Raw genomic sequence first — 19,262 nt, forward strand, 5'->3', positions numbered from 1 at the left:
TTGTGGCAAAAAGAACTAAAATAAAAACAGTGTGAAAATTTAACGTGTTGATTTATAAAATATAATAAGTTGGCATGAAGTGTGTTTATAAAAAGTATAATCATCAAAAACTACAGAGGTTAGTATGGCAGAGCAAGGTTCTGGCGGTAATGTAATCGCAGCAATATGTAATATCTTTTTTCCCGGTTTAGGGCAACTGGTGCAAGGTCGTTTGATGGCGGCGATCGCATTTTTCTTAGCGTGGATCATAAGTGGGGTATTAATTTATGTCGCCGTTGGTTTCATATTACTTCCGATTGTATACCTATGGGCAATCATTGATGCCGCGCGTTTCAAGTCGCGACTCTAGCAATTTTTTATATATCTAAACAGCATTAACACTAGCGCCATTGGGCGCTAGTGTTGTTTTTGGCCTTCTGAACTCGCTACTGCATGCCGCAACCGATATAATTACTGCATCAAGAGTTGTGAGTATTTACGATGGAATATCAATTTATCCGCGATCCAATGAGCGGTTTACGTATTAAAATTTCGACTGAACATGCGGTTATCGGTCGTTGGTTGAATGAAGAAATAGGCAAAGAAAAAATAGCGATGGTCCAGGCGCTAATTTCCGCCGTTAAAAATAGCCATGAGCCCTTAACACTGCAAGGCCAAGAAATAGATTTGATTTTGAGTAAGGACGAAGCGTTGTTTGAAGCCCATGCTCTTCATCAAGATAATGAAGATCTCATGGCGTATCAGGATGATGATTTAATGCTTGAAGAAAATGGCTTAAGCAGTGGCTGCGGTTTTGAGGATTTTGTTGATTTAATTGAGTCTTGGCACGCGTTTGCGCAAGGTCGTTAAGCAGGGCTTAAAGCCCTACTTAATTAATCACTCGATAGTGTGTTTATTGTTCGCTCACTGATTTAACTGCGGCTAACAATACGTCTTCTGTTAAACGAACTTTATAATTAGGGTTCGCATACTGAAAGTGGATAAGCCCTTGCTTATCTACTACAAAAACAGCAGGAACGGGTAACGCAACCTGTGCTTTGCCATCGAGTGATACAAAGTTAACCCCTAACTTGTTGCGATAAATTTTTGCGGTCTTGTCATCGAGATAAAATGCCAATCCCAACGTTTGGCTCAATGCCAAACTATCATCAGAGAGTAGTTGATAGTTCGCAGAGGTTATTTTAGTCTCGGCTAGCTTTTCTGGACTATCCGGAGATATTGCAATAATTTGTGCCCCCAAGTCTGCTAATTGATCCTCAATTTTTTGTACGTTGGCTAATTGCTTGGAACAATAGGGACACCATCCACCTCGGTAAACGATTAATACGGTAGTTTTTTCTTTAAAACGTTTTTTTAAAGAAACGGTTGTGCCGTTTTGGTCTTTTAAATCAACATCTGGAATTGTTAATCCAGGCAATAGTGGACTGACGTGCTCTGCCGAGTCAGCAATATTATGAGCTGTGGCTGCAAGTGTTTGGCTAGATAGCACAAGTAATGCACTAACAAGAAGGGTTCTCAGCATGGTATTCCTCAATTATTTTTTTCAACTGCTTATGAAGACCTGCTTAGCTGTTTTTTAATTTCATCAATGCTGAATTTATCTGTAGTATATAGCTAAATAAAAATGCAAGTTGGGATTAAAAATGTCTGCTAATTTACAAAAAATCGTTGTCATGCTCGAGATGCAAAATGCCATGAATACAAAAGTGCATGAGCAATGGTTTAGCCAAGGTTTTGAATGGTATCGTGCTATTTGGGTTGAGTGTGCTGAAATGCTCGACCACTATGGTTGGAAATGGTGGAAAAAACAAACCCCAGATACTGAGCAAGTTATTTTGGAGCTGGTCGACATTTTCCATTTTGGTTTATCACTGCGTATCGACGGGGAAACAAGTTACGAGCAACTTGCCGCTCAACTTGAAGCTGAACTAAGTGCGCCTGAGCAAGCTGACGATTTTAAACAAACGCTTGAGTTATTGGCTGCAACCGCCGTTGCTGAAAAGCGTTTTAATGCTGCCGCATTCGCTGGATGTATGGCGCAAATTGGCATGGATATCGACGATTTATATCGTGGCTATGTTGGCAAAAATACACTTAATTTCTTCCGCCAAGATCATGGTTACAAAGATGGCAGTTATATAAAGGTGTGGAACGGTCAAGAAGATAACGAGCATTTAGTTGAAGTCGTTAAAAGCCTCGGTACGGAGCATGCTGATTTTGCAAAGCTTGTCTATCAAGGCTTAGAGCAGCGTTACCCTAAATAAACCTATTTATGCTCATTTTAGGGGCATGAAGTCACGAAAGTCGGTGGTAGATAAATAGCCATCGAACTGTTTATGCGGTTGTCGGCTATCAGGGTTGGCAACCGCAAGTATATGGCCTATGCCAAACTCTTTGGCCGCATCGAGCACTGCGGGACTGTCATCAACAAATAAAGTGCGCGCTTTATCAAACTGCCATTCTTGTTGCACTTGCTGCCATAAAGGTTGATGTTCTTTACTCACACCATATTGATGGGTTGAAATAACGCCATCTAAATAATTGTCTATTGCCGTTAACTCAAACTTTAACATGACACAATCTGGGTGGGCATTCGTAAGTAAGATTAATTCTTTGCCTGTTTTTCTAAGTTCGGTTAGAAAAGGGGGGACGTCTTCGCGAATTTTTATTAAATGCTGAATATCACGCTTTAACGCCATAATGGGTAAATCGAGTTGCTGTTGCCAGTAATCTAAACAATACCAACTTATTTGGCCGCTTACTTTTTGATAGCGTTGAAAAATGTCTGTTTTCGCCTGCTCTAAACTGAGTCCATGCTTTAATGCATATTGTTCGGGAATAACGGTAAGCCAAAAGTAATTATCAAAATGCAAATCGAGCAGAGTGCCATCCATATCAAGCAGTACTGTATCGATTTTTGACCAATTTAACATAGGCAATTCACTTTAAAAGATTTATCATGAGTGTAACTGACATGATAGCAAATTAATGCCAATGACACAGAAAAAGCACCCAACACCTCCGCAAATATTGTCTAACGAAGTCGTCGCCAAAAGCCGACTATTTACTGTTGAATCTCTGGCTTTGAAGTTTTCTAATGATGAACAAAGGCAGTACGAAAGAATTCGTGGTGGTGGCCGGGGAGCTGTGATGATTGTGCCCGTTACAGCTGATAATGAATTGCTATTAGTAAGGGAATATTGTGCAGGCACGAACGACTATCAACTCGGTTTTCCTAAAGGCTTAATTGATCCTGGAGAAACACCAGAGCAAGCCGCAAACCGAGAGCTTAAAGAAGAGGTCGGTTTTGGTGCGAAGCATTTTTCTGCACTAAAAAAAGTAACGATGGCACCCAGTTACTTTAATGCCACTATGCATATTCTCTATGCAGAGCAACTTTATCCAGAAACGTTACCTGGTGATGAGCCTGAACCGCTCGTTGTTGTTAAATGGCCAATACAAGATTGGCAATCTTTATTACAACAAGATGACTTTACTGAAGCACGAAGTGTTGCAGCTTTGCTATTATTAACAAAGTACCTAGAGTCAGGAGCGGGCAATGAATAATTTTTTAGAACCGTGCATTCGTTTAGCTGAGCAGGCAGGTGAGGCTATTATGGCTATTTATCAGCAAGATGATATTGGTGCTGAAGAAAAGTCAGATAATACACCCGTAACGAAAGCTGACTTGGCATCGAACGAAGTATTGATGGCAGGCCTAAGAAAGTTGGCTCCCGATATTCCGATTATGTCGGAAGAGACGCCTATTCCAGCACTTGAAGATAGGAAACATTGGCAGCGATATTGGTTGCTAGATCCTATGGATGGTACGGGAGAGTTTATTTTAGAAAGTGGCGACTTTGCGGTAAATATTGCGTTGATTGAAAACAATCATCCCGTCTTAGGCGTTATACACTGGCCAGCTAAACAAGTGACGTATTTCGCAAGTTATCAAAATGGTGCGTTTAAACGTGAAAATGGCCAAGATAAGCAAATTTCGGTAGCAACGCCAGATAACTTAACATTAGCGGTGAGTCGCAGGCAAAAAATTGAGGCGGTCAGTCAATATTTAAATACTCAGTTTGCCACCGTAGCATTAGGGTCATGTTCATTAAAGGCTTGCATTATTGCTGAGGGGAAAGCAGATTGCTTTTTACGTATTGGCCCAACAGGTGAATGGGATACTGGTGCATCTCAAGTAATTGTCGAAGAAGCTGGCGGATGCATTACTGACGCTGAATTTAACCCACTGACTTACAATCAACGAGAAAGTACTGAGAATCCTGATTTTATTGTAATGGGACACCCAGATTGGGAGTGGCAAAAAATGATCAGTCCTCATCAACGTGCTATTTAGAGTAGTTTTGTGTGCTTTTTGTTCGCTTGAACCGCTTTTATTATTATAACCCTTGATTTCTAATTTTTTTGCTATATTATAGCGCTCTCTCTGGTACAGGGCATCGTTAACATGCTTATGTTACTAAGAGATTACAGGCGCGGGATGGAGCAGCCTGGTAGCTCGTCGGGCTCATAACCCGAAGGTCGTCGGTTCAAATCCGGCTCCCGCAACCAATTTTTTAAATTGGCTGACTTCTTAAATTAAGTGAGAAGAAAAATAAACTTAATAATTTCAGGCGCGGGATGGAGCAGCCTGGTAGCTCGTCGGGCTCATAACCCGAAGGTCGTCGGTTCAAATCCGGCTCCCGCAACCAATTCTTTGAATTGGCTGACTTCTTAAATTAAGTGAGAAGAAAAGTAAACTTAATAATTTCAGGCGCGGGATGGAGCAGCCTGGTAGCTCGTCGGGCTCATAACCCGAAGGTCGTCGGTTCAAATCCGGCTCCCGCAACCAACTGAAATTAAATTAGCAAACATGATCAGACAAGCCACCGCGTGTTTTTTTATGCCTGAAATTCAGGTTTATGACCCGAAGGTCGTCGGTTTGCTTTCATAGGCTCCCGCAACCCACTGAAATTAAATTAGCAACAATGATCAGACACGCAGCCGCGTGTTTTTTTATGCCTGACATTCAGGTTTATAACCTAAAGGTCGCCGGTTCGCCTTCATAATTCCCCGCTCCCGCAACCCACTGAAATTAAATTAACTAAAATTATTAGATACACATCAACGTATTTTTGCCTGAAACAATAGCGGTATTATTGGGCTTAAACGTGATGAGCTTTAGAACCGGCTATAATAAAAGCTTTTCTTTCATGTAGTTAAAATGGGGAACTATTATGAATGTTAACTGAACTGAACTATTCTTTATTAATAACTAATAATAAATGTGTAGCTTTTAGGGATGACTCGGTTTCTTATTTATCTTTTTAGTCTATTTTTTTTACCTTTTGCGTGGCCTGCGTTTCAAAATTTCAGTATTGATAATGGCTTATCACAAAGCGTTGTATTTGATATTCAACAAGATCAGCAGGGGTTTGTATGGTTCTCTACGCAAGCAGGGTTAAACCGCTTTGATGGGAATGAATTTATTGTTTTTTCGTCAACAGGAGAAAACAATAGTTTAACGAATAACTACATTTATCCGCTTGCACTCGATAACGAATCGCACCTTTTTATAGGCACCCGCAATGGGGGCGTAAATCAACTCCCGTTATACGATTACCAATTTTCTTCGCCCATTTTAACAGACTACCGTATTACCAGTTTGTTTGTTGATTCTCACGTGCTGTATATCGGCACGTATGATGGCAGTTTATTCGCTTACAATAAACGCAATGAAAAAGTGACCCCACTAGTGCGGGATATAAAAAAGCCTATTTATGCGATAACAAAAATACACGATGTATTGTGGCTAGGTACTCATGGTGCAGGATTAATTCATTATGATCTTGCTAAGCAACAACCTGTCAGTACGTTGTTGAATGGATTTACAAAGCCACCTAGCATTCATTCGAGTATCTTTGCGATAAAGCAGGCAAATGACGAAACAATATGGTTGGCCAGTCAAGGCGGTGGGTTATTTAAGATTGATTTATCAGCAAAATCGATGCAGCAATGGCTTAAATCGAGCGACTCAGAGCACGGGTTAACCAGTAACGAAATTCGTGATATCGAGTTTGATCAGCAAGGTCGAGTATGGCTTGCAACGCGAGGGGGCGGCATCAATATTTTTGATCGCAAAACCAACACGTTTTCTGCTTTAACCCATGACCCATTTGACAGATATAGCTTAGCGCACGACCGAGTTTACAGTATTTACCGTGATAGTAGCGATATTATGTGGTTTGGTACTGCCAATGGTATCAGCAAGCTAGATCCTGCTTCACTTCAATTCAGTAAATTAAAAAAACCGACACCGCTTTCAAGTAAAGATGCTTGGGCGCTATTTGAAGATTCGCAGCAACGTATTTGGTATGGCAGTTGGGGGGCGGGATAGATATCCTTGATCAACAATTAAACCGTATTAAACACCTCGTGGCGAGCAACTTACCCAATTCAATTACCAGTAACGCAATTAAAGCGATAACCGAAGATTTAAATGGAGACATTTGGGTTGGTAGTTGGCAGCAGGGCATTGATGTGCTCCACCAAGATGGCAGTGTGACACATTTTCGAGCTGATGAAGGGAGCCATGGATTAACTGAAAACAGTATTTACGCCTTGCTGGTGGATGAGAAAAATAATGTCTGGGTAGGGACGAATGGTGGTGGATTATTTTGTTTTGATAGGCAATTAGGTCGGTTTATCAGTTTTTCAGAAAAACAGGCACATTCTCAATTAGTCATACCTACAGCAAGGGTGACAAGCTTATATCAAAGCTCCGCAACAGACATGTGGATAGCAACCGATGGGGATGGGGCGTATTACTATAACTTTGCGACTGATTCTTTAATTAATTATCGCAAAGGTAACCCCGCATCGGCTTTATCTGATAATACGGTGAGAGCCTTTTTACAGGAAGGTTCACGTATGTGGTTAGCGACGTCTAATGGAATAAATATCATTGACACCAATAGCCAGCAAGTAAAGGTTATTAATGTGGCAGATGGTATGCCTAATCAAGTGATTTATGCTTTATTAAAAGGCAATGATGGCATGGTTTGGGTAAGTACAAACAATGGATTAGCTAAAATAAATCCAGAGAATTTTGCAATCACCAGTTATAAAGCTCGTCACGGTTTGCAAGGCAATGAATTTAATGCCGGCGCCTATCTGAAAATGCGAGATGGCCGGTTAATGTTTGGCGGCACCCAAGGTGTAAGTGTTATTAACCCTGAAACACTCGTTAAGAATAAACAAGGTGGGCAGTTAGCATTAACGCGTTTACAGTTTGACGATCAAGACCTTATTATTTCTGCTGGGAGTAAGCTCGGTAGCCTTTACCAAATCGAGAAGAGTCGCATCGTCACAGTGCCAGCCGATATTACACGCATGCACTTACAGGTCAGTTATTTGCATTATTCAGAACCTAAAACTAATAAGTATTCTTACCGTTTAGAAGGTTTTGAACAGCAATGGAGAAATGTAACTGGTCCTTACTTATCAATAGATTACACCAACTTACCGCCTGGCAGTTATCAGCTTATCGTTAAAGCAAGTAGCGAAAGTGGAGCGAACGCACTCGCCCCATTGTTATTGAATATCAAAGTGCTGGCTCCATGGTGGCAAAGCCCTGCTTTTTATGTTGTTTGCGCAGTACTTGTCTTATGTTTGGTGTGGTTATTAACGGTGCTTTGGACCTATCGGATCCGTAAACAAAAGTATCAACTAGAGCAACTTGTCAATGAGCGCACTGATGAAATTGCAGAGCAAAAAGCGCTGATAGAACAGCAAGCTGATGCGCTTAGTGATTCGCTTGAAAATAAAGTGCGCTTTTTTACGCATGCATCTCATGAGTTACGTACGCCCCTTAGTTTGTTAATCGCACCATTGCAGCGTCTTATTTTTAATGAAAAAAACACAGATAAACGTGAGCAGTTAACCTTGGTATTACGAAACAGTCGACGTTTAGAAAATCTGGTCGATAAACTCTTAACATTGACCCGTTATGATGAGCGCAATGAAGAGATTATTAAGGTTGTATCCTTGTCTGCGATTGCGCGTGAGGTTGCAGGACAGTTTTCTGTACTCGGTGAGCAATCAGTAGAGTTTTATGTTGAAATAGAAGAAGCAATTTTTATATCAAGCACCCGAGAGGGGCTAATTACTATATTAAGCAATTTACTCAGCAATGCCTTCAAGTATACAAAACAAGGGAGTGTAAGCTTAAAAATTACAACGCATGATAACAATGCCTTTATTGAGGTGACCGATACAGGTAAAGGGATTGCTGATGCGGAGAAAGAGAAAGTATTTGATATCTTTTATCGTGTAAGCAGCCAAGCTAATGTAGAAGGCAGTGGTGTTGGGTTAGCCATTGTGAAACGTCTCGTTGATAAGTATCAAGGCGACATTCAGCTTGTTAGTCGCTTAGCGGTAGGCACAACATTTACGCTTCGCTTCCCATTAGCTGAGGCTCTCGAGCAGGCAACCTCGGTGAGTATCGACAGTGAGAACCTTAAAGCCAAGAAAAATTGTGAGCAACCTACCGTACTGGTTATCGAGGATAATGATGAGTTGCGTCATTATTTAAAAACTGAATTACACCCGCGTTATCAGGTATTACTGGCAGAAGATGGCCACGTTGGTTTGCAAATAGCGCAAAGCCAAGTGCCAGATTTGATAGTGACAGACCTAATGATGCCAAAAGTGGATGGCTTTGCCGTATTAGATGCGTTACATAGCTCCCCTGTTACGTGCCATATTCCCGTGATAATACTCACTGCTAAAGGAGACTATGAAACGCGGGTAAGCGGTTTAAAACAACATGCTCTGGATGTAATCACCAAGCCTTTTGACAGGGAAGAATTATTATTAAAAGTCGAAAATTGGATTGATTGGGTTAATCAATATGCTCAACAGCATGTGATTCAGGTGCCAGATCAAAGCCCACCAAAGGCAGATACTCCCGTTGATCCGCGTGATAAACAGTTACTTGAAAAGCTTGAGCACTATGTATCTGAAAATTATCAGCAACAAGGATTCTCAATGACGCATTGTGCTAAGCATCTCGCACTGAGTGAACGTCAGTTGCAGCGTAAGTTAAAAGTGTTTCTCAACATGACACCGAGTGAATATTTACGGGATTATCGACTCATAAAAGCTGCCGAGTTGTTACGCCAAGGTCGTCAAATTAGTTTGGTGATTGACGATATTGGTTTTTCATCTCGCTCACATTTCTCGAAATTTTTTAAAGTAAAATATGGTATGACGGCAAAAGAATATCAGTGTCACTACGTTTAACTTATTGATTTTTATTGTTATGTCGTATTTGAGTACATTTTTGTCGGCATCAAGCATACATAATTTTTGCATCTCATCTAACCTATAAAACTTAACGAAAGATGAACCGTTTTGATGGGATCTCACGTGTTCATATTTGACGGGCAAACATAGCTGAACTCAGTATATGGTTAAGGAAGTCACGGAGATCCCGCCTTTGTTCATAATTGTTAGATTTCGCTTCCCTTGAGATATGGCAACTGTTTGTGCAGTTGCCTCTTTTTGGGTGGCTACGTAGCAATCAATGTAAGGAATGACATGATGAGCCCTCCTAATTCACGATTAATAAATCACTTTAAACAGCTACTGCTCGCGACAAGTCTTGTCGGTTTAACCGCTTGTGGTGGCAGTGGAAGCGATAGCGACGAGGATAAAAAGCCGCCAGTTGCAGAAAATAAAAGCCCTACAGTATCAATAAGCAGCGATGAAACACTCACCGAAGGTAGCGAGTTAACGCTTCTAGCAACCGCCACTGATAGTGACGGCACTATTAGTACTTATGCATGGTCGCAGATTTCTGGTCCTGATTTAGCTTTGTCGGGTAGTGACAGTAGCAGCCTAACGATAACGGCACCTGCAATTGAAGATGATGCGGATGTGGTGTTATCTGTGACCGTCACCGATGACGATGGTGCAACAGCTAATGCACAAGTCACTATTCAATTAAAGCGTAAAGTGCTCAGTGTCACAATTACAGGTATTGTAACGGATGAGCCCATTATAAATTCAAATGTGGCGGTACAAATTGGAGATGAGTTATTTGAGATTACTGCTGATGAGCAAGGCCGCTACCGTGTTGATGTTGAAGTAGACGACTCTTTTGCTAATAAACTGGTGAAACTTGTTGCGCAAGGCGATAACGCCATCAACCCGGGTGTAGAGTTTGTTTCTCAACTTAAGTCGATTGCTACTTTAATCTCGCAAGCAGGCGAAGATGGAACACTGAGCAAAGAAGAAAACTTTGGTGTCAACATTACCAATGTAAGTACTGCTGAATTTGCTCTTATTAGTCGTGATAACGACACGGTTGATTCTGAGGATGCATTAGACAAAGCCTTGCTTGCGATTGATGCTGACGAAAAACTGCTGCTATCAGCACTAATTAAAATTATTGTTGATAATCCTGATTACAGCTTACCTGAAGGGGTAGAGTCTACGCTTGATTTAGTCAGTGACAGCGAGGGTATTGATGACTTTATCAACACCGTGAACAGTCAAGATCCAGCCTTAATAGAAACAGTAAAAGAAACCATTAAAGACGATGAAGAGTTGGTTGATAACTCATTTGGCAGTGTTGTGGGTGACTATGTTGTTATGGCGCCCAAGTATTACACGCGTTTTGGCGCGGGTCAGATTAATTTTAACGCTGATGGAACGGGCAGTTATGTTTTTATTAATTTTAATGCTTCATTCTCTTGGACACAGGACAATGATGTCGTCAGTATTACTGTTCCTGAGCCAGTCAAAGTATCGTGTTATTTTGATGTAGGTACAGTGACTCAAGAAGAAATGTGCGAGTACTTAACTGATTTGGATATGCGCATTTTACTTGAAAATGACGCTAATAGAACTGTTGAGCTTTATTCAGCGTTTGAAACGAAAAACGAATCAACGACTGAGATAACATCGACAGAAGAGTTGACCGCGAATCGTACGTTAATCGATAAAACACAAACCTTAAATGTTGCCGCAGCCGATTTAGTCGGTTCATGGTATGTCGATAATACATCTGATTTTTACGGCTACAGCAGTGCCGTTAATTTTAATTTAGTTGAAGGTGGTACGGGAACACTTATCAATAATAGCAATGCACCGGTTGCGATTACTTGGTCAGTGTCTGATAACCAGTTGATGATTTCTAGCACCGATGAGTCACTTACGTTTGACTACTCGTTTTGGTTTATAAAATCACTGAATGTCGGTTACCAATTCACAGCATCTTTAATGTCTAAAACGGATGATTCAAGTATTACAAGTACAGGGTTATTTGTAAAAGATAACACGCTGCAGCTTACAAACAGTGATGTGTTGGGTAAATGGACTATTTATCAAGGTGTAAATTCAGCGCAACCTGATCTCCATTACGACGTATATGATGATGGCTTAATGAATTTTAGCCTTAATCAACATTATCGCTCTTGGCAGATTAACAGCGAAGGTGTGTTTGTTCGAAATAACTACTACACCGACACCGGAGGCATATCGGCAACCTGTGATAAACCCGACAATAGCTGCCCTGTCTATACTGAGTTTACACAACAGCTGCTAGCAAAAGATGGCGAGCACTTCTTTACCTATCGTAAATACCGTGCATTTGAAATGGATGGCACCGAAATGCCTGGATATTATGCTTCTCACATTCGAGAGTTTTCTGTTTCAAGCGATTATGGTGTAAGTCGATTTGCGCCGTATTGGTGGGAGCATATGTATGCTGAAGATGATACAAGCTATCGTTACTTCTCAAACTTCTATACTCCAAAAGAGCTTGGGGTAGAAACCATTGAGTTGGCAACTATCACTGACAAAAGTTCAGATGCTTTTGAGTACTCAATAGCAACAACCTATCAAGGCGCGTATATGCAAAACAGCTATGCACTGCAAAGTGGTAAGTTGATGTCTAATGAATGGGTGTTTGAGGTCGTTGAATTTGACCGCGATTTCTTAACTGTGTGTGTTTACAGTCAAGGAAGTAGCTGTACAGAAGATGCTAAGCAGGCATGGTACTTCGATGAGGCTATGGCTCAAGAACAAGTTGTTATAGAACGTCCCGCGACTATTCATCCTCTTGATGGTGCATGGCAACTCGCTGATGAACCTGAAGTGGCGGTGATTTTACGTGATGGTAAGTGGTTACAAATCCAAGCTATGTCAGACCCTGATGATGAGACAGCCTTTGCGGGTTATGAAATAGGTGACTTTACCTGGAACGAGTCAACAGGTGAGTTCTCTGTTCAAATTAGCGAAGATACAAATGGTAGTTTTGGTATTGATGATGCTGGAGCAATCACAGCCACCGTATCTGGTGATACGTTAACCCTAGATATTGAAGGTGAAGGTACTGTAACGCTCACACGCATTTACAGTGCAACTAATCCGCTGATAGGGGGATACTATGATGGCTCATTTGACAGTGACTTCTTTATTGCCGTATTTAAAGAAGATGGCACATTCTTAGAGTTAGCACATGATACTGAGTTTAATGAGTTAGGTATTTCAGGTGGTTATTACAGCTACGATACAGAAACTCAAAAGGTGTCAGTAGACTTCTATGAAAAAACCTATGGTAGTCCTATTGAGCAAGCCGACCCTAACTTTATTGTGAAAGCGCAAGGTAACTTTATACACTTTAAAGATGGCGACGATTTCGGCATCATGGAGCGAGTCACGCGAGTAATAGAACAAGCGACCTTTACTGAAACAGAGTTAGTGGGCTCACATGTATTTACCTACATGGCAGATGATGGCAGTGGTATGCAAACATCGAATGTTGTTATTTCAAATGATGGTACCGCAACATTTGAATTAGAGGGTGAAGTGAGAGAAGCGACATGGGAGCTACACCTAGGTTCGTTAATGATGTACAGCGACCCGACCGTTACTCAAAACTACGGTTATGGTGTACTCATGACCCCCATAATGATGATAGATGGCGGTTTTAGTGTTGAGACTTTAGGCTTCGAAGTGCCAGAAACCTATGATGATAACGATGACCCTGCTCTGCATTCTTTTGTATCAGGCAGTTTAATTAAGCAGTAACCGTGCACAGCCCAGTAACAGCAATGTTACTGGGCTTTTTTTGAGGATTTAATCAATGAAACTATTTTATTTCTCAGTTCTTCTACTCAGCCTAACAGCCTGTAAAACAATGGATGCAGTACAAGAAGATATCAGCGATATTGGTACTAGTTTGTTTTCAAGCGAAGAAATGGATGAAAGTGCACAAGATGCATTTTTAAAAGCACAAGAAGCCTTTTATGAAGCTGATCGTGTTCGCAAGCAACATTCGCAGTTGACTGCCAAAGAGCGGAGTTTATGGCTTGAGCTAGAAGAGGACTATAACGTGTTATTAGCGACACCCAGTAAAGCGACCGAAAAGGAATCGTACTTTTCTGATACCACACTTGCTGATGGGGTTATGATGCAAAGTCTCCAATTTATTGAGCTGGTAGAAAGCGGCGAGTAATTGATTCTTCGCTTAAAAGATTGAAAAGTTTATGTTACAACGTAAGTAACATTACTTTTTAGTTACAAACATGACGGAACTTTACCATTGGTTTGATTTAATCGGCGTTGCCGTGTTTGCTGTTTCTGGGACGTTGTTAGCGTACGATAAAAAAATGGATGGCTTTGGAGTTGTTGTGTTAGCGACCGTTACAGCCATTGGGGGTGGGACCTTACGAGACCTCATTTTAGATATTCCAGTTTTTTGGTTACATGATCAAAGTTACTTTTGGGCTATTCTAGTCTCAGTTTTTATTTCGACACGGCTAATCAATAAACAGCGCTCTATTCCGTTATATGCTTTACAAATAGCGGATGCGTTTGGTTTGGCTTTTTTTGCTGTAATGGGGGCGCAAAAAGCCCTGCTTGCAGGCATGCCAGATACCACGGCTATTATTATGGGAGTGATTACAGGTTGCTTCGGAGGCATGATCCGCGATGTACTTGCTGGCAACATACCTATGTTATTAAAAGGTGAGCTTTATGCGATCACTTGTATCGCGGGTGGCATCGTTTATACAGTGGGAATTTCACTTGGGTTAGTGACAGAAATGGCCATGGTACTGGCCATGTTAATGACACTCACATTACGACTTGCAGCAATGAAGTGGAACCTCACATTACATGTTTTTAAATATCCCGACTAAACTGTAATAACAAGGATACATTACAGGGACAACGGAACGTGTCATTAGCTCGGATTTTCTCTCGTGCTCAAGTAGGAGTGCAAGCTCCAGAAGTCATTGTCGAAGTGCATTTAGGGAATGGCTTACCTGCTTTTCATATTGTTGGTTTACCTGAAGCCTCTGTAAAAGAGGCTAAAGATAGAGTACGCAGTGCGCTTGAAAACTCACAATTTGGTTTTCCCGATCAGCGCATCACCGTTAATCTTGCGCCCGCTGACCTACCCAAAGACGGAGGGCGCTTTGACTTAGCCATTGCCGTTGGGATTTTAGTGGCATCAGGGCAAATAGTGTGCCCTGATATTCATCGCTATGAGTTTTATGGTGAGCTGGCCTTAAATGGTGAAGTAAGGGGAGTGAATGCCATTTTACCCTCCGTATTAGGAGCGAAAGAAAAGGGCCGGTGCTGTTTTTTACCAGCGGAAAACGACACCTTAGCCAGTCTTGTTTCTGGTGTGTCACGTAAAGCGATTTATTCTATTCAAGATGTATGGAACGACTTACTGAATCAGCAGCCCTTACCGCTTAATATTGAGTACCCAGAGCAACAAATAGAACGCGATTCAATCTATGATTTAAGTGATGTTAAAGGCCAACCTGGTGCCAAACGTGTGTTGGAAATCGCGGCTGCTGGTGGCCATAACTTGCTTTTTTTAGGCCCGCCAGGCACGGGTAAATCGATGCTAGCACAGCGAATGCCAAGCATTATGCCGACCATGTCGGATGATGAAGCAATAAGCACCGCGGCGCTTTATTCTATTATTGGTCAGTCTGTTGATTTATCTAAGTGGCGAGAGCGTCCCTTTCGAAATCCACATCATACTTGTTCGGCAGTCGCGCTGGTTGGAGGGTCATCGAACCCGAAGCCCGGTGAAATTTCACTGGCACACAACGGCGTGTTATTTTTGGATGAGCTCCCTGAGTTTGAGCGTAAAGTGCTAGACTCGCTTCGTGAGCCAATGGAAACTGGGGTCGTAACAATATCAAGGGCTGCGAGGCAAATGGAGTTTCCTTCTCAATTTCAGCTTATAGCTGCACTTAACCCCAGCCCAACGGGAAGCCATACCGACAAGCGTGCGACACCAGATCAAGTATTGCGCTATTTATCTCGTGTATCGGGTCCGTTTATTGACCGAATAGATTTACAAATTGAATTACCACGACTTACCAGCGCTCAATTGCAAAGTACCGAACCAGAAGAGAGCAGTCAGCAAGTACGTAAACGTGTGGAGCGAGCGCATGCGCTTCAGCATGCACGGCAAGGTAAAGTGAATGCACGATTGAACAATAAAGAAATGAATCGATATTGTGAGCTTGCAGCTGCAGAGTTGCAGTTTCTAGCGAGAGCCAGTGAAAAACTGGCGCTGTCACCACGTTCTTATCATCGTGTTATTAAAGTTGCCCGAACAATTAGTGACTTAAAAGAGCAACCAACGATCACCTTAAGCGAATTAAAAGAGGCATTAAATTATCGTGCCTTTGAGCGCCTAATAAGCCAATTAACACAATTTTAAATCGATGCTTTATTCAATATTTTACGTGTTTTAGCAAGCGTCACCGTGTTAGGTGGTATGTTTATAAACAATGAGTCATTTAGGCGCTGTGTATACCTAAATAGAAAGCATATAACCTTTACCACGAACTGTTACGATGCGCTTTTGATCTTTTTCGTCACTGAGCTTTTTACGTAAACGGCCAATTAACACATCGACGGTACGGTCACTTGGGCTCCAGTCGGGTTGCCCAATCTCTTCAGATATTTTCTCTCGAGAGGTTGCTTTTCCTGCGTTGGCAATCAAGCAAATAAGCACTTTATGTTCAGCTTCAGTGAGGCGAGACTCTTCGCCACTTGGGGTGATCAAAGTGCGATTGTCAGGGTGCAGCTTAAAGTCGGCATATTCTATAAACTCTTCACTTTCATCGTCGTGTTGTGAGCCTTTTAAACGTTTGTAAAGGGCGCGCATTCTTAGCTCAAGTTCAAGCAGGTCAACCGGTTTACAAATATAATCATCAGCGCCTTGAGCAAGGCCTGCAATACGATCGGCTTGTGAGTCACGACTAGATAAAACAATTACACCAATATTGGTCAGTGCATTGAGCTCTTTGGCAAGTAACAAACCATCGCGCTTGGGTAAGACTATGTCGATCACTGCCAGAGAAATTGCATCTTGTAGAGAGGCACGTGATTGCACGATGCTTAAAGCATCGGCTCCCGTTGAATCTACCTCAATATTAAATTCAGTCTCTTTAAAATGATTGAGAATGCGTTTAACGAGAAGCTCGTCGTCTTCAACCAATAAAACTTGAATAGTCATTCGCTTTAATTTCATACTTGATTTGCTGTTATGTTAGCACTGTATGGTAAAGGCTGAGAAGTGCAATGGAGCGGTTTGTAACTGTTTCTTACAATTTAATGGCTTAGCTTTTATATATTTGTAAAAAGCTGAGTACCTTTGCAGGTACTCAGTGATGTTTTTTTGTTATTTTTCAGGGTAAAGATACTGCCACCATTGAGGCTGATCTTTTAAGTTTTTATCGAAATAAGCCAGCATCGTATTCCACCAATCAAAGCGTTTGTCACGGGCAAATATTTGGTGATCTGCACCTTTATATTCAATCAGATCAACATCTTTACCTAATAACTTTAATGCCGTGTACATATTGTGGCTTTCACCAACCGGTACATTGGTATCTGAGTCACCATGAAGTAGTAATAGCGGCGTTGTTACTTTGTCAGCATGAAACACGGGACTGTGTTGGCTATAAAGTTGCGGGTTATTCCACGGGTAGCTATTTTTAGATGCTTCAGCTGAGTATAAATATCCCCACCAACCTTGGCCCCAATAAGACGTGATATTTGAAATTCCCGCATGTGCAATAGAGGCACTAAACATATCTGTTTTTGTCGCCAGCAGCATGGTCATAAAGCCACCGTATGAGGCGCCTAAGTTACCAACGCGTTTACTATCGACAAACGGATACTGGTTAAGAAATGCTCGTGTGCCATTAATAATATCGTTTGCGGTGTATTCACCCCATGCATTAACGTGTTTAGCCGAAAACTCTTGGCCAAATCCCGTTGCACCTGTTGGTTGAATAACGTAAACCACATAACCATGTTCCGCCCACAGGTTAAAAGGGTAACGCCCAGTAAAGCCACGCGTCACCGGTGATGTACCGCCATAGTAGTAAACCAAAGCAGGGTATTGTTTACTCTTATCTATATTATGCGGCAAGTACACGCGACCTTTAATTTCTACACCTTCAGGGTTAATGAAATTAAACTCTTCAAGCGCTGCAATATCAGTGTGTTGGTAGCTAATTGGTGTGGAGTCCCACAGCACCTTAGTACGACTTTTACCTACAGTGAGTTGCTTAAGTTGTTGTGGTGTTGATGCTGTGGTGCCTGTAACAAGCAGAGTAGGGTTACGCTCGTCTGAGAAACTAAATTGCTCAACAACATCAAAGCCTGTATTCACGTTGTTAAAACGTTTTTTGCTTAAATCGTATTGATATAATTGCACAGTATCTTGCTCAGTCACTTTTAACAGTGCATCGCCATTTGCAAGCACCGTAAGTTGGCCTATCGCCGGGTCAAACTCTTTGCTTAGTGGTGTCGCTTTTTTGCCATCGCGGCTAAGTAAGTAAAGTTGCCCATCGTAATTATTGGCAAGCATGCCTTCGGGTAAATTACGGCCAAGGCCATCTCTGAAGTCAGGGCCAGCTGTAACATAAATACCGTCGTCGGTGTATTTTGCTTGATTAAAGGTTTTAAATTGGCCAAGTACATTACTCGCTGCAGTGGCAATATTTAGCTCAACAAGTTCAGTCGCGGGTTCTGGCGAACGGTTCATAGCTTGGGCTGAGCGACTCATTAACACAACACCTTGTTGAGCATCGAAGTCTTCAAGTGAATGGCTCAGCGGGCCTTGACTTAAAATTTTACTTAATCCTGTGCTTATATCGAGTAAGTACACTTGTGACGTGGTACGCGCATAAGACCAACGGTCTTGAAGCCCTTGATAGTGCTTGGTGAGTTTTCCATCGTCGCTGGGTGATTTTGACCAACTAAAAATTAAGCTGTCATTATTGTAAAATTGAAACCCATTTGCGCCTGCAAGATGCTTAGCTATGACAGTGAGTTGCAGTGTTTCTAAATTTAAGCGCTTAAGCTCGCCCTCGATTAAATACACCAAGCTTGAACCGTCTGGGCTCCAAGTTATATTGCTAGGCTGCGCTGATTCAAAACGATAAATAGTCTTATTTTTAGCGTTTTTTAACTCAGTGACATACAGAGCTTGGTTTGCTGATTTATCGTCGTAATGGCGTGTACTCGCCAAAAAATGTGCGCCATTTGGTGACATAGAAATGTAGCTTATCGTTGGCGCATCAAATAATTGCTTTGCCGATAAACCATGCTGCTCTTTTGCTGAAAAGGTCAGAGCGCTTTCCTCTGATTTAGCTTCAAAATCAATGGCAACATCATGCCAATTAGGCACTTGCTCTGTGATGATCACTATTTGATGGTCGCCTTGACTCAATGCCAATTCATAAGTTTTATCTTTTTCAGTCTGTTTTTCGCCGTTAATAAATAACTGGGCGTTTTCGATCCCCTTTAACGTTAACTTACCTTGACTAAAACGTTCGGCTGACGCTGTGAATTTTAGGGCTTGCAGGCCCCCTAAAGTAAGGGCACTTACTTTATCAAATGCTTGCCAATCTTGTTCATCACCAAAGACACGTACACGGGAGGTATTTTTTTGTAAGTGTGGCAGTAGATTGGCGATGATGGCATCGCGGTGCTCGGTTTGATAGGGCTTAAGTTGCATGTCATCGCTAAGTGGACCAATAAATTGTATTGCAGACTTATCAATGGCAGCAGCCATTGCTGTGCTTGTTAAAGTGCACAGTGCCACAGCGCTGAGTGCTGTTTTTAAGCGAGCGCGCTTGCTCAGCCAAGTTGTTGTAAACATCATGATTTAGCCTATTAAATGGTGGTTTAGAGCAATATAACAC

The 19,262-nt window shown here is 41.7% G+C and carries 15 protein-coding genes and 3 tRNA genes; 14 read left to right on the top strand and 4 right to left on the bottom strand.

The annotated features are described in order from the left end of the window. Nucleotides 1–124: 124 nt before the first annotated feature. The gene (locus tag H3302_RS00715) at nt 125–349 is read left to right on the top strand and encodes a hypothetical protein (RefSeq protein WP_036974279.1); all 225 of its coding nucleotides are present in this window, start codon (nt 125–127) and stop codon (nt 347–349) included. Nucleotides 350–480: 131 nt separating this feature from the next. Continuing rightward, nucleotides 481–849 carry a YacL family protein gene (locus H3302_RS00720; protein WP_075594193.1) on the top strand — a complete coding sequence of 123 codons (369 nt, stop codon included), beginning with the start codon at nt 481–483 and terminating at the stop codon, nt 847–849. A 43-nt stretch (nt 850–892) separates the two neighbouring features. Here the strand turns inward: H3302_RS00720 and H3302_RS00725 are convergent, their stop codons facing one another. Continuing rightward, on the bottom strand, nt 893–1,519 hold the full coding sequence (locus H3302_RS00725) for a peroxiredoxin-like family protein (RefSeq protein ID WP_036974307.1): 627 nt from the start codon (nt 1,517–1,519) through the stop codon (nt 893–895). Nucleotides 1,520–1,643: 124 nt separating this feature from the next. On the opposite strand from H3302_RS00725, the gene H3302_RS00730 reads away from it, so the two are divergent. Then, nucleotides 1,644–2,264, top strand: a complete 621-nt coding sequence (locus tag H3302_RS00730; protein WP_075594192.1) for a dUTP diphosphatase — start codon at nt 1,644–1,646, stop codon at nt 2,262–2,264. A gap of 12 nt (nt 2,265–2,276) precedes the next feature. Here the strand turns inward: H3302_RS00730 and yrfG are convergent, their stop codons facing one another. Then, on the bottom strand, nt 2,277–2,933 hold the full coding sequence (gene yrfG / locus H3302_RS00735; RefSeq protein ID WP_036974272.1) for a GMP/IMP nucleotidase: 657 nt from the start codon (nt 2,931–2,933) through the stop codon (nt 2,277–2,279). A 61-nt stretch (nt 2,934–2,994) separates the two neighbouring features. Between yrfG and nudE the strand changes: the two genes are divergently transcribed. From nudE to H3302_RS00790, 11 genes are all read left to right on the top strand, one after another. Continuing rightward, complete coding sequence (gene nudE / locus H3302_RS00740) at nt 2,995–3,567, top strand: ADP compounds hydrolase NudE (RefSeq protein ID WP_036974304.1); 573 nt, start codon at nt 2,995–2,997, stop codon at nt 3,565–3,567. Beyond that, nucleotides 3,560–4,357, top strand: a complete 798-nt coding sequence (gene cysQ / locus H3302_RS00745; RefSeq protein ID WP_036974269.1) for a 3'(2'),5'-bisphosphate nucleotidase CysQ — start codon at nt 3,560–3,562, stop codon at nt 4,355–4,357. The genes nudE and cysQ overlap by 8 nt, the downstream gene beginning before the upstream one ends. Before the next feature lie 138 nt (nt 4,358–4,495). Further along, nucleotides 4,496–4,572, top strand: a tRNA-Met gene (locus H3302_RS00750). A 63-nt stretch (nt 4,573–4,635) separates the two neighbouring features. Continuing rightward, a tRNA-Met gene (locus tag H3302_RS00755) sits at nt 4,636–4,712 on the top strand. A 63-nt stretch (nt 4,713–4,775) separates the two neighbouring features. Next, a tRNA-Met gene (locus tag H3302_RS00760) sits at nt 4,776–4,852 on the top strand. Nucleotides 4,853–5,302: 450 nt separating this feature from the next. Next, nucleotides 5,303–6,397, top strand: a complete 1,095-nt coding sequence (locus H3302_RS00765; RefSeq protein ID WP_182395970.1) for a two-component regulator propeller domain-containing protein — start codon at nt 5,303–5,305, stop codon at nt 6,395–6,397. Then, nucleotides 6,370–9,303, top strand: a complete 2,934-nt coding sequence (locus H3302_RS00770) for an ATP-binding protein (protein WP_220469619.1) — start codon at nt 6,370–6,372, stop codon at nt 9,301–9,303. Before H3302_RS00765 ends, H3302_RS00770 begins: the two co-directional genes overlap by 28 nt. Before the next feature lie 297 nt (nt 9,304–9,600). Further along, entirely contained in the window at nt 9,601–13,098 is a 3,498-nt protein-coding gene (locus H3302_RS00775) for a PKD domain-containing protein (RefSeq protein WP_182395974.1), read from the top strand. A gap of 55 nt (nt 13,099–13,153) precedes the next feature. Then, nucleotides 13,154–13,525, top strand: a complete 372-nt coding sequence (locus tag H3302_RS00780; protein WP_075594189.1) for a hypothetical protein — start codon at nt 13,154–13,156, stop codon at nt 13,523–13,525. A gap of 70 nt (nt 13,526–13,595) precedes the next feature. After that, nucleotides 13,596–14,210 carry a trimeric intracellular cation channel family protein gene (locus H3302_RS00785; protein ID WP_036974258.1) on the top strand — a complete coding sequence of 205 codons (615 nt, stop codon included), beginning with the start codon at nt 13,596–13,598 and terminating at the stop codon, nt 14,208–14,210. Nucleotides 14,211–14,248: 38 nt separating this feature from the next. Further along, entirely contained in the window at nt 14,249–15,760 is a 1,512-nt protein-coding gene (locus tag H3302_RS00790) for a YifB family Mg chelatase-like AAA ATPase (RefSeq protein ID WP_180311289.1), read from the top strand. A 96-nt stretch (nt 15,761–15,856) separates the two neighbouring features. On the opposite strand, the gene H3302_RS00795 is transcribed toward H3302_RS00790, so the two are convergent. Both H3302_RS00795 and H3302_RS00800 read right to left on the bottom strand, forming a co-directional pair. Further along, nucleotides 15,857–16,561 (bottom strand): response regulator transcription factor, encoded by a 705-nt coding sequence (locus tag H3302_RS00795; RefSeq protein WP_036974296.1) that lies wholly within the window; start codon nt 16,559–16,561, stop codon nt 15,857–15,859. Between the two features lie 165 nt (nt 16,562–16,726). After that, nucleotides 16,727–19,222 carry a S9 family peptidase gene (locus H3302_RS00800; RefSeq protein WP_182395976.1) on the bottom strand — a complete coding sequence of 832 codons (2,496 nt, stop codon included), beginning with the start codon at nt 19,220–19,222 and terminating at the stop codon, nt 16,727–16,729. Nucleotides 19,223–19,262 lie beyond the last annotated feature (40 nt).

Source organism: Pseudoalteromonas sp. MT33b, assembly GCF_014117385.1.
GTDB classification, from domain to species: domain Bacteria; phylum Pseudomonadota; class Gammaproteobacteria; order Enterobacterales; family Alteromonadaceae; genus Pseudoalteromonas; species Pseudoalteromonas lipolytica.

What these genes read in the sequence shown, in the direction of transcription:
- H3302_RS00715 (WP_036974279.1), top strand. Translation starts at nt 125, where the DNA reads ATGGCAGAGCAAGGTTCTGGCGGTAATGTAATCGCAGCAATATGTAAT.
- H3302_RS00720 (WP_075594193.1), top strand. Translation starts at nt 481, where the DNA reads ATGGAATATCAATTTATCCGCGATCCAATGAGCGGTTTACGTATTAAA.
- H3302_RS00730 (WP_075594192.1), top strand. Translation starts at nt 1,644, where the DNA reads ATGTCTGCTAATTTACAAAAAATCGTTGTCATGCTCGAGATGCAAAAT.
- yrfG (WP_036974272.1), bottom strand. Translation starts at nt 2,933, where the DNA reads ATGTTAAATTGGTCAAAAATCGATACAGTACTGCTTGATATGGATGGC.
- nudE (WP_036974304.1), top strand. Translation starts at nt 2,995, where the DNA reads ATGACACAGAAAAAGCACCCAACACCTCCGCAAATATTGTCTAACGAA.
- cysQ (WP_036974269.1), top strand. Translation starts at nt 3,560, where the DNA reads ATGAATAATTTTTTAGAACCGTGCATTCGTTTAGCTGAGCAGGCAGGT.
- H3302_RS00765 (WP_182395970.1), top strand. Translation starts at nt 5,303, where the DNA reads ATGACTCGGTTTCTTATTTATCTTTTTAGTCTATTTTTTTTACCTTTT.
- H3302_RS00775 (WP_182395974.1), top strand. Translation starts at nt 9,601, where the DNA reads ATGATGAGCCCTCCTAATTCACGATTAATAAATCACTTTAAACAGCTA.
- H3302_RS00780 (WP_075594189.1), top strand. Translation starts at nt 13,154, where the DNA reads ATGAAACTATTTTATTTCTCAGTTCTTCTACTCAGCCTAACAGCCTGT.
- H3302_RS00785 (WP_036974258.1), top strand. Translation starts at nt 13,596, where the DNA reads ATGACGGAACTTTACCATTGGTTTGATTTAATCGGCGTTGCCGTGTTT.
- H3302_RS00795 (WP_036974296.1), bottom strand. Translation starts at nt 16,561, where the DNA reads ATGACTATTCAAGTTTTATTGGTTGAAGACGACGAGCTTCTCGTTAAA.
- H3302_RS00800 (WP_182395976.1), bottom strand. Translation starts at nt 19,222, where the DNA reads ATGATGTTTACAACAACTTGGCTGAGCAAGCGCGCTCGCTTAAAAACA.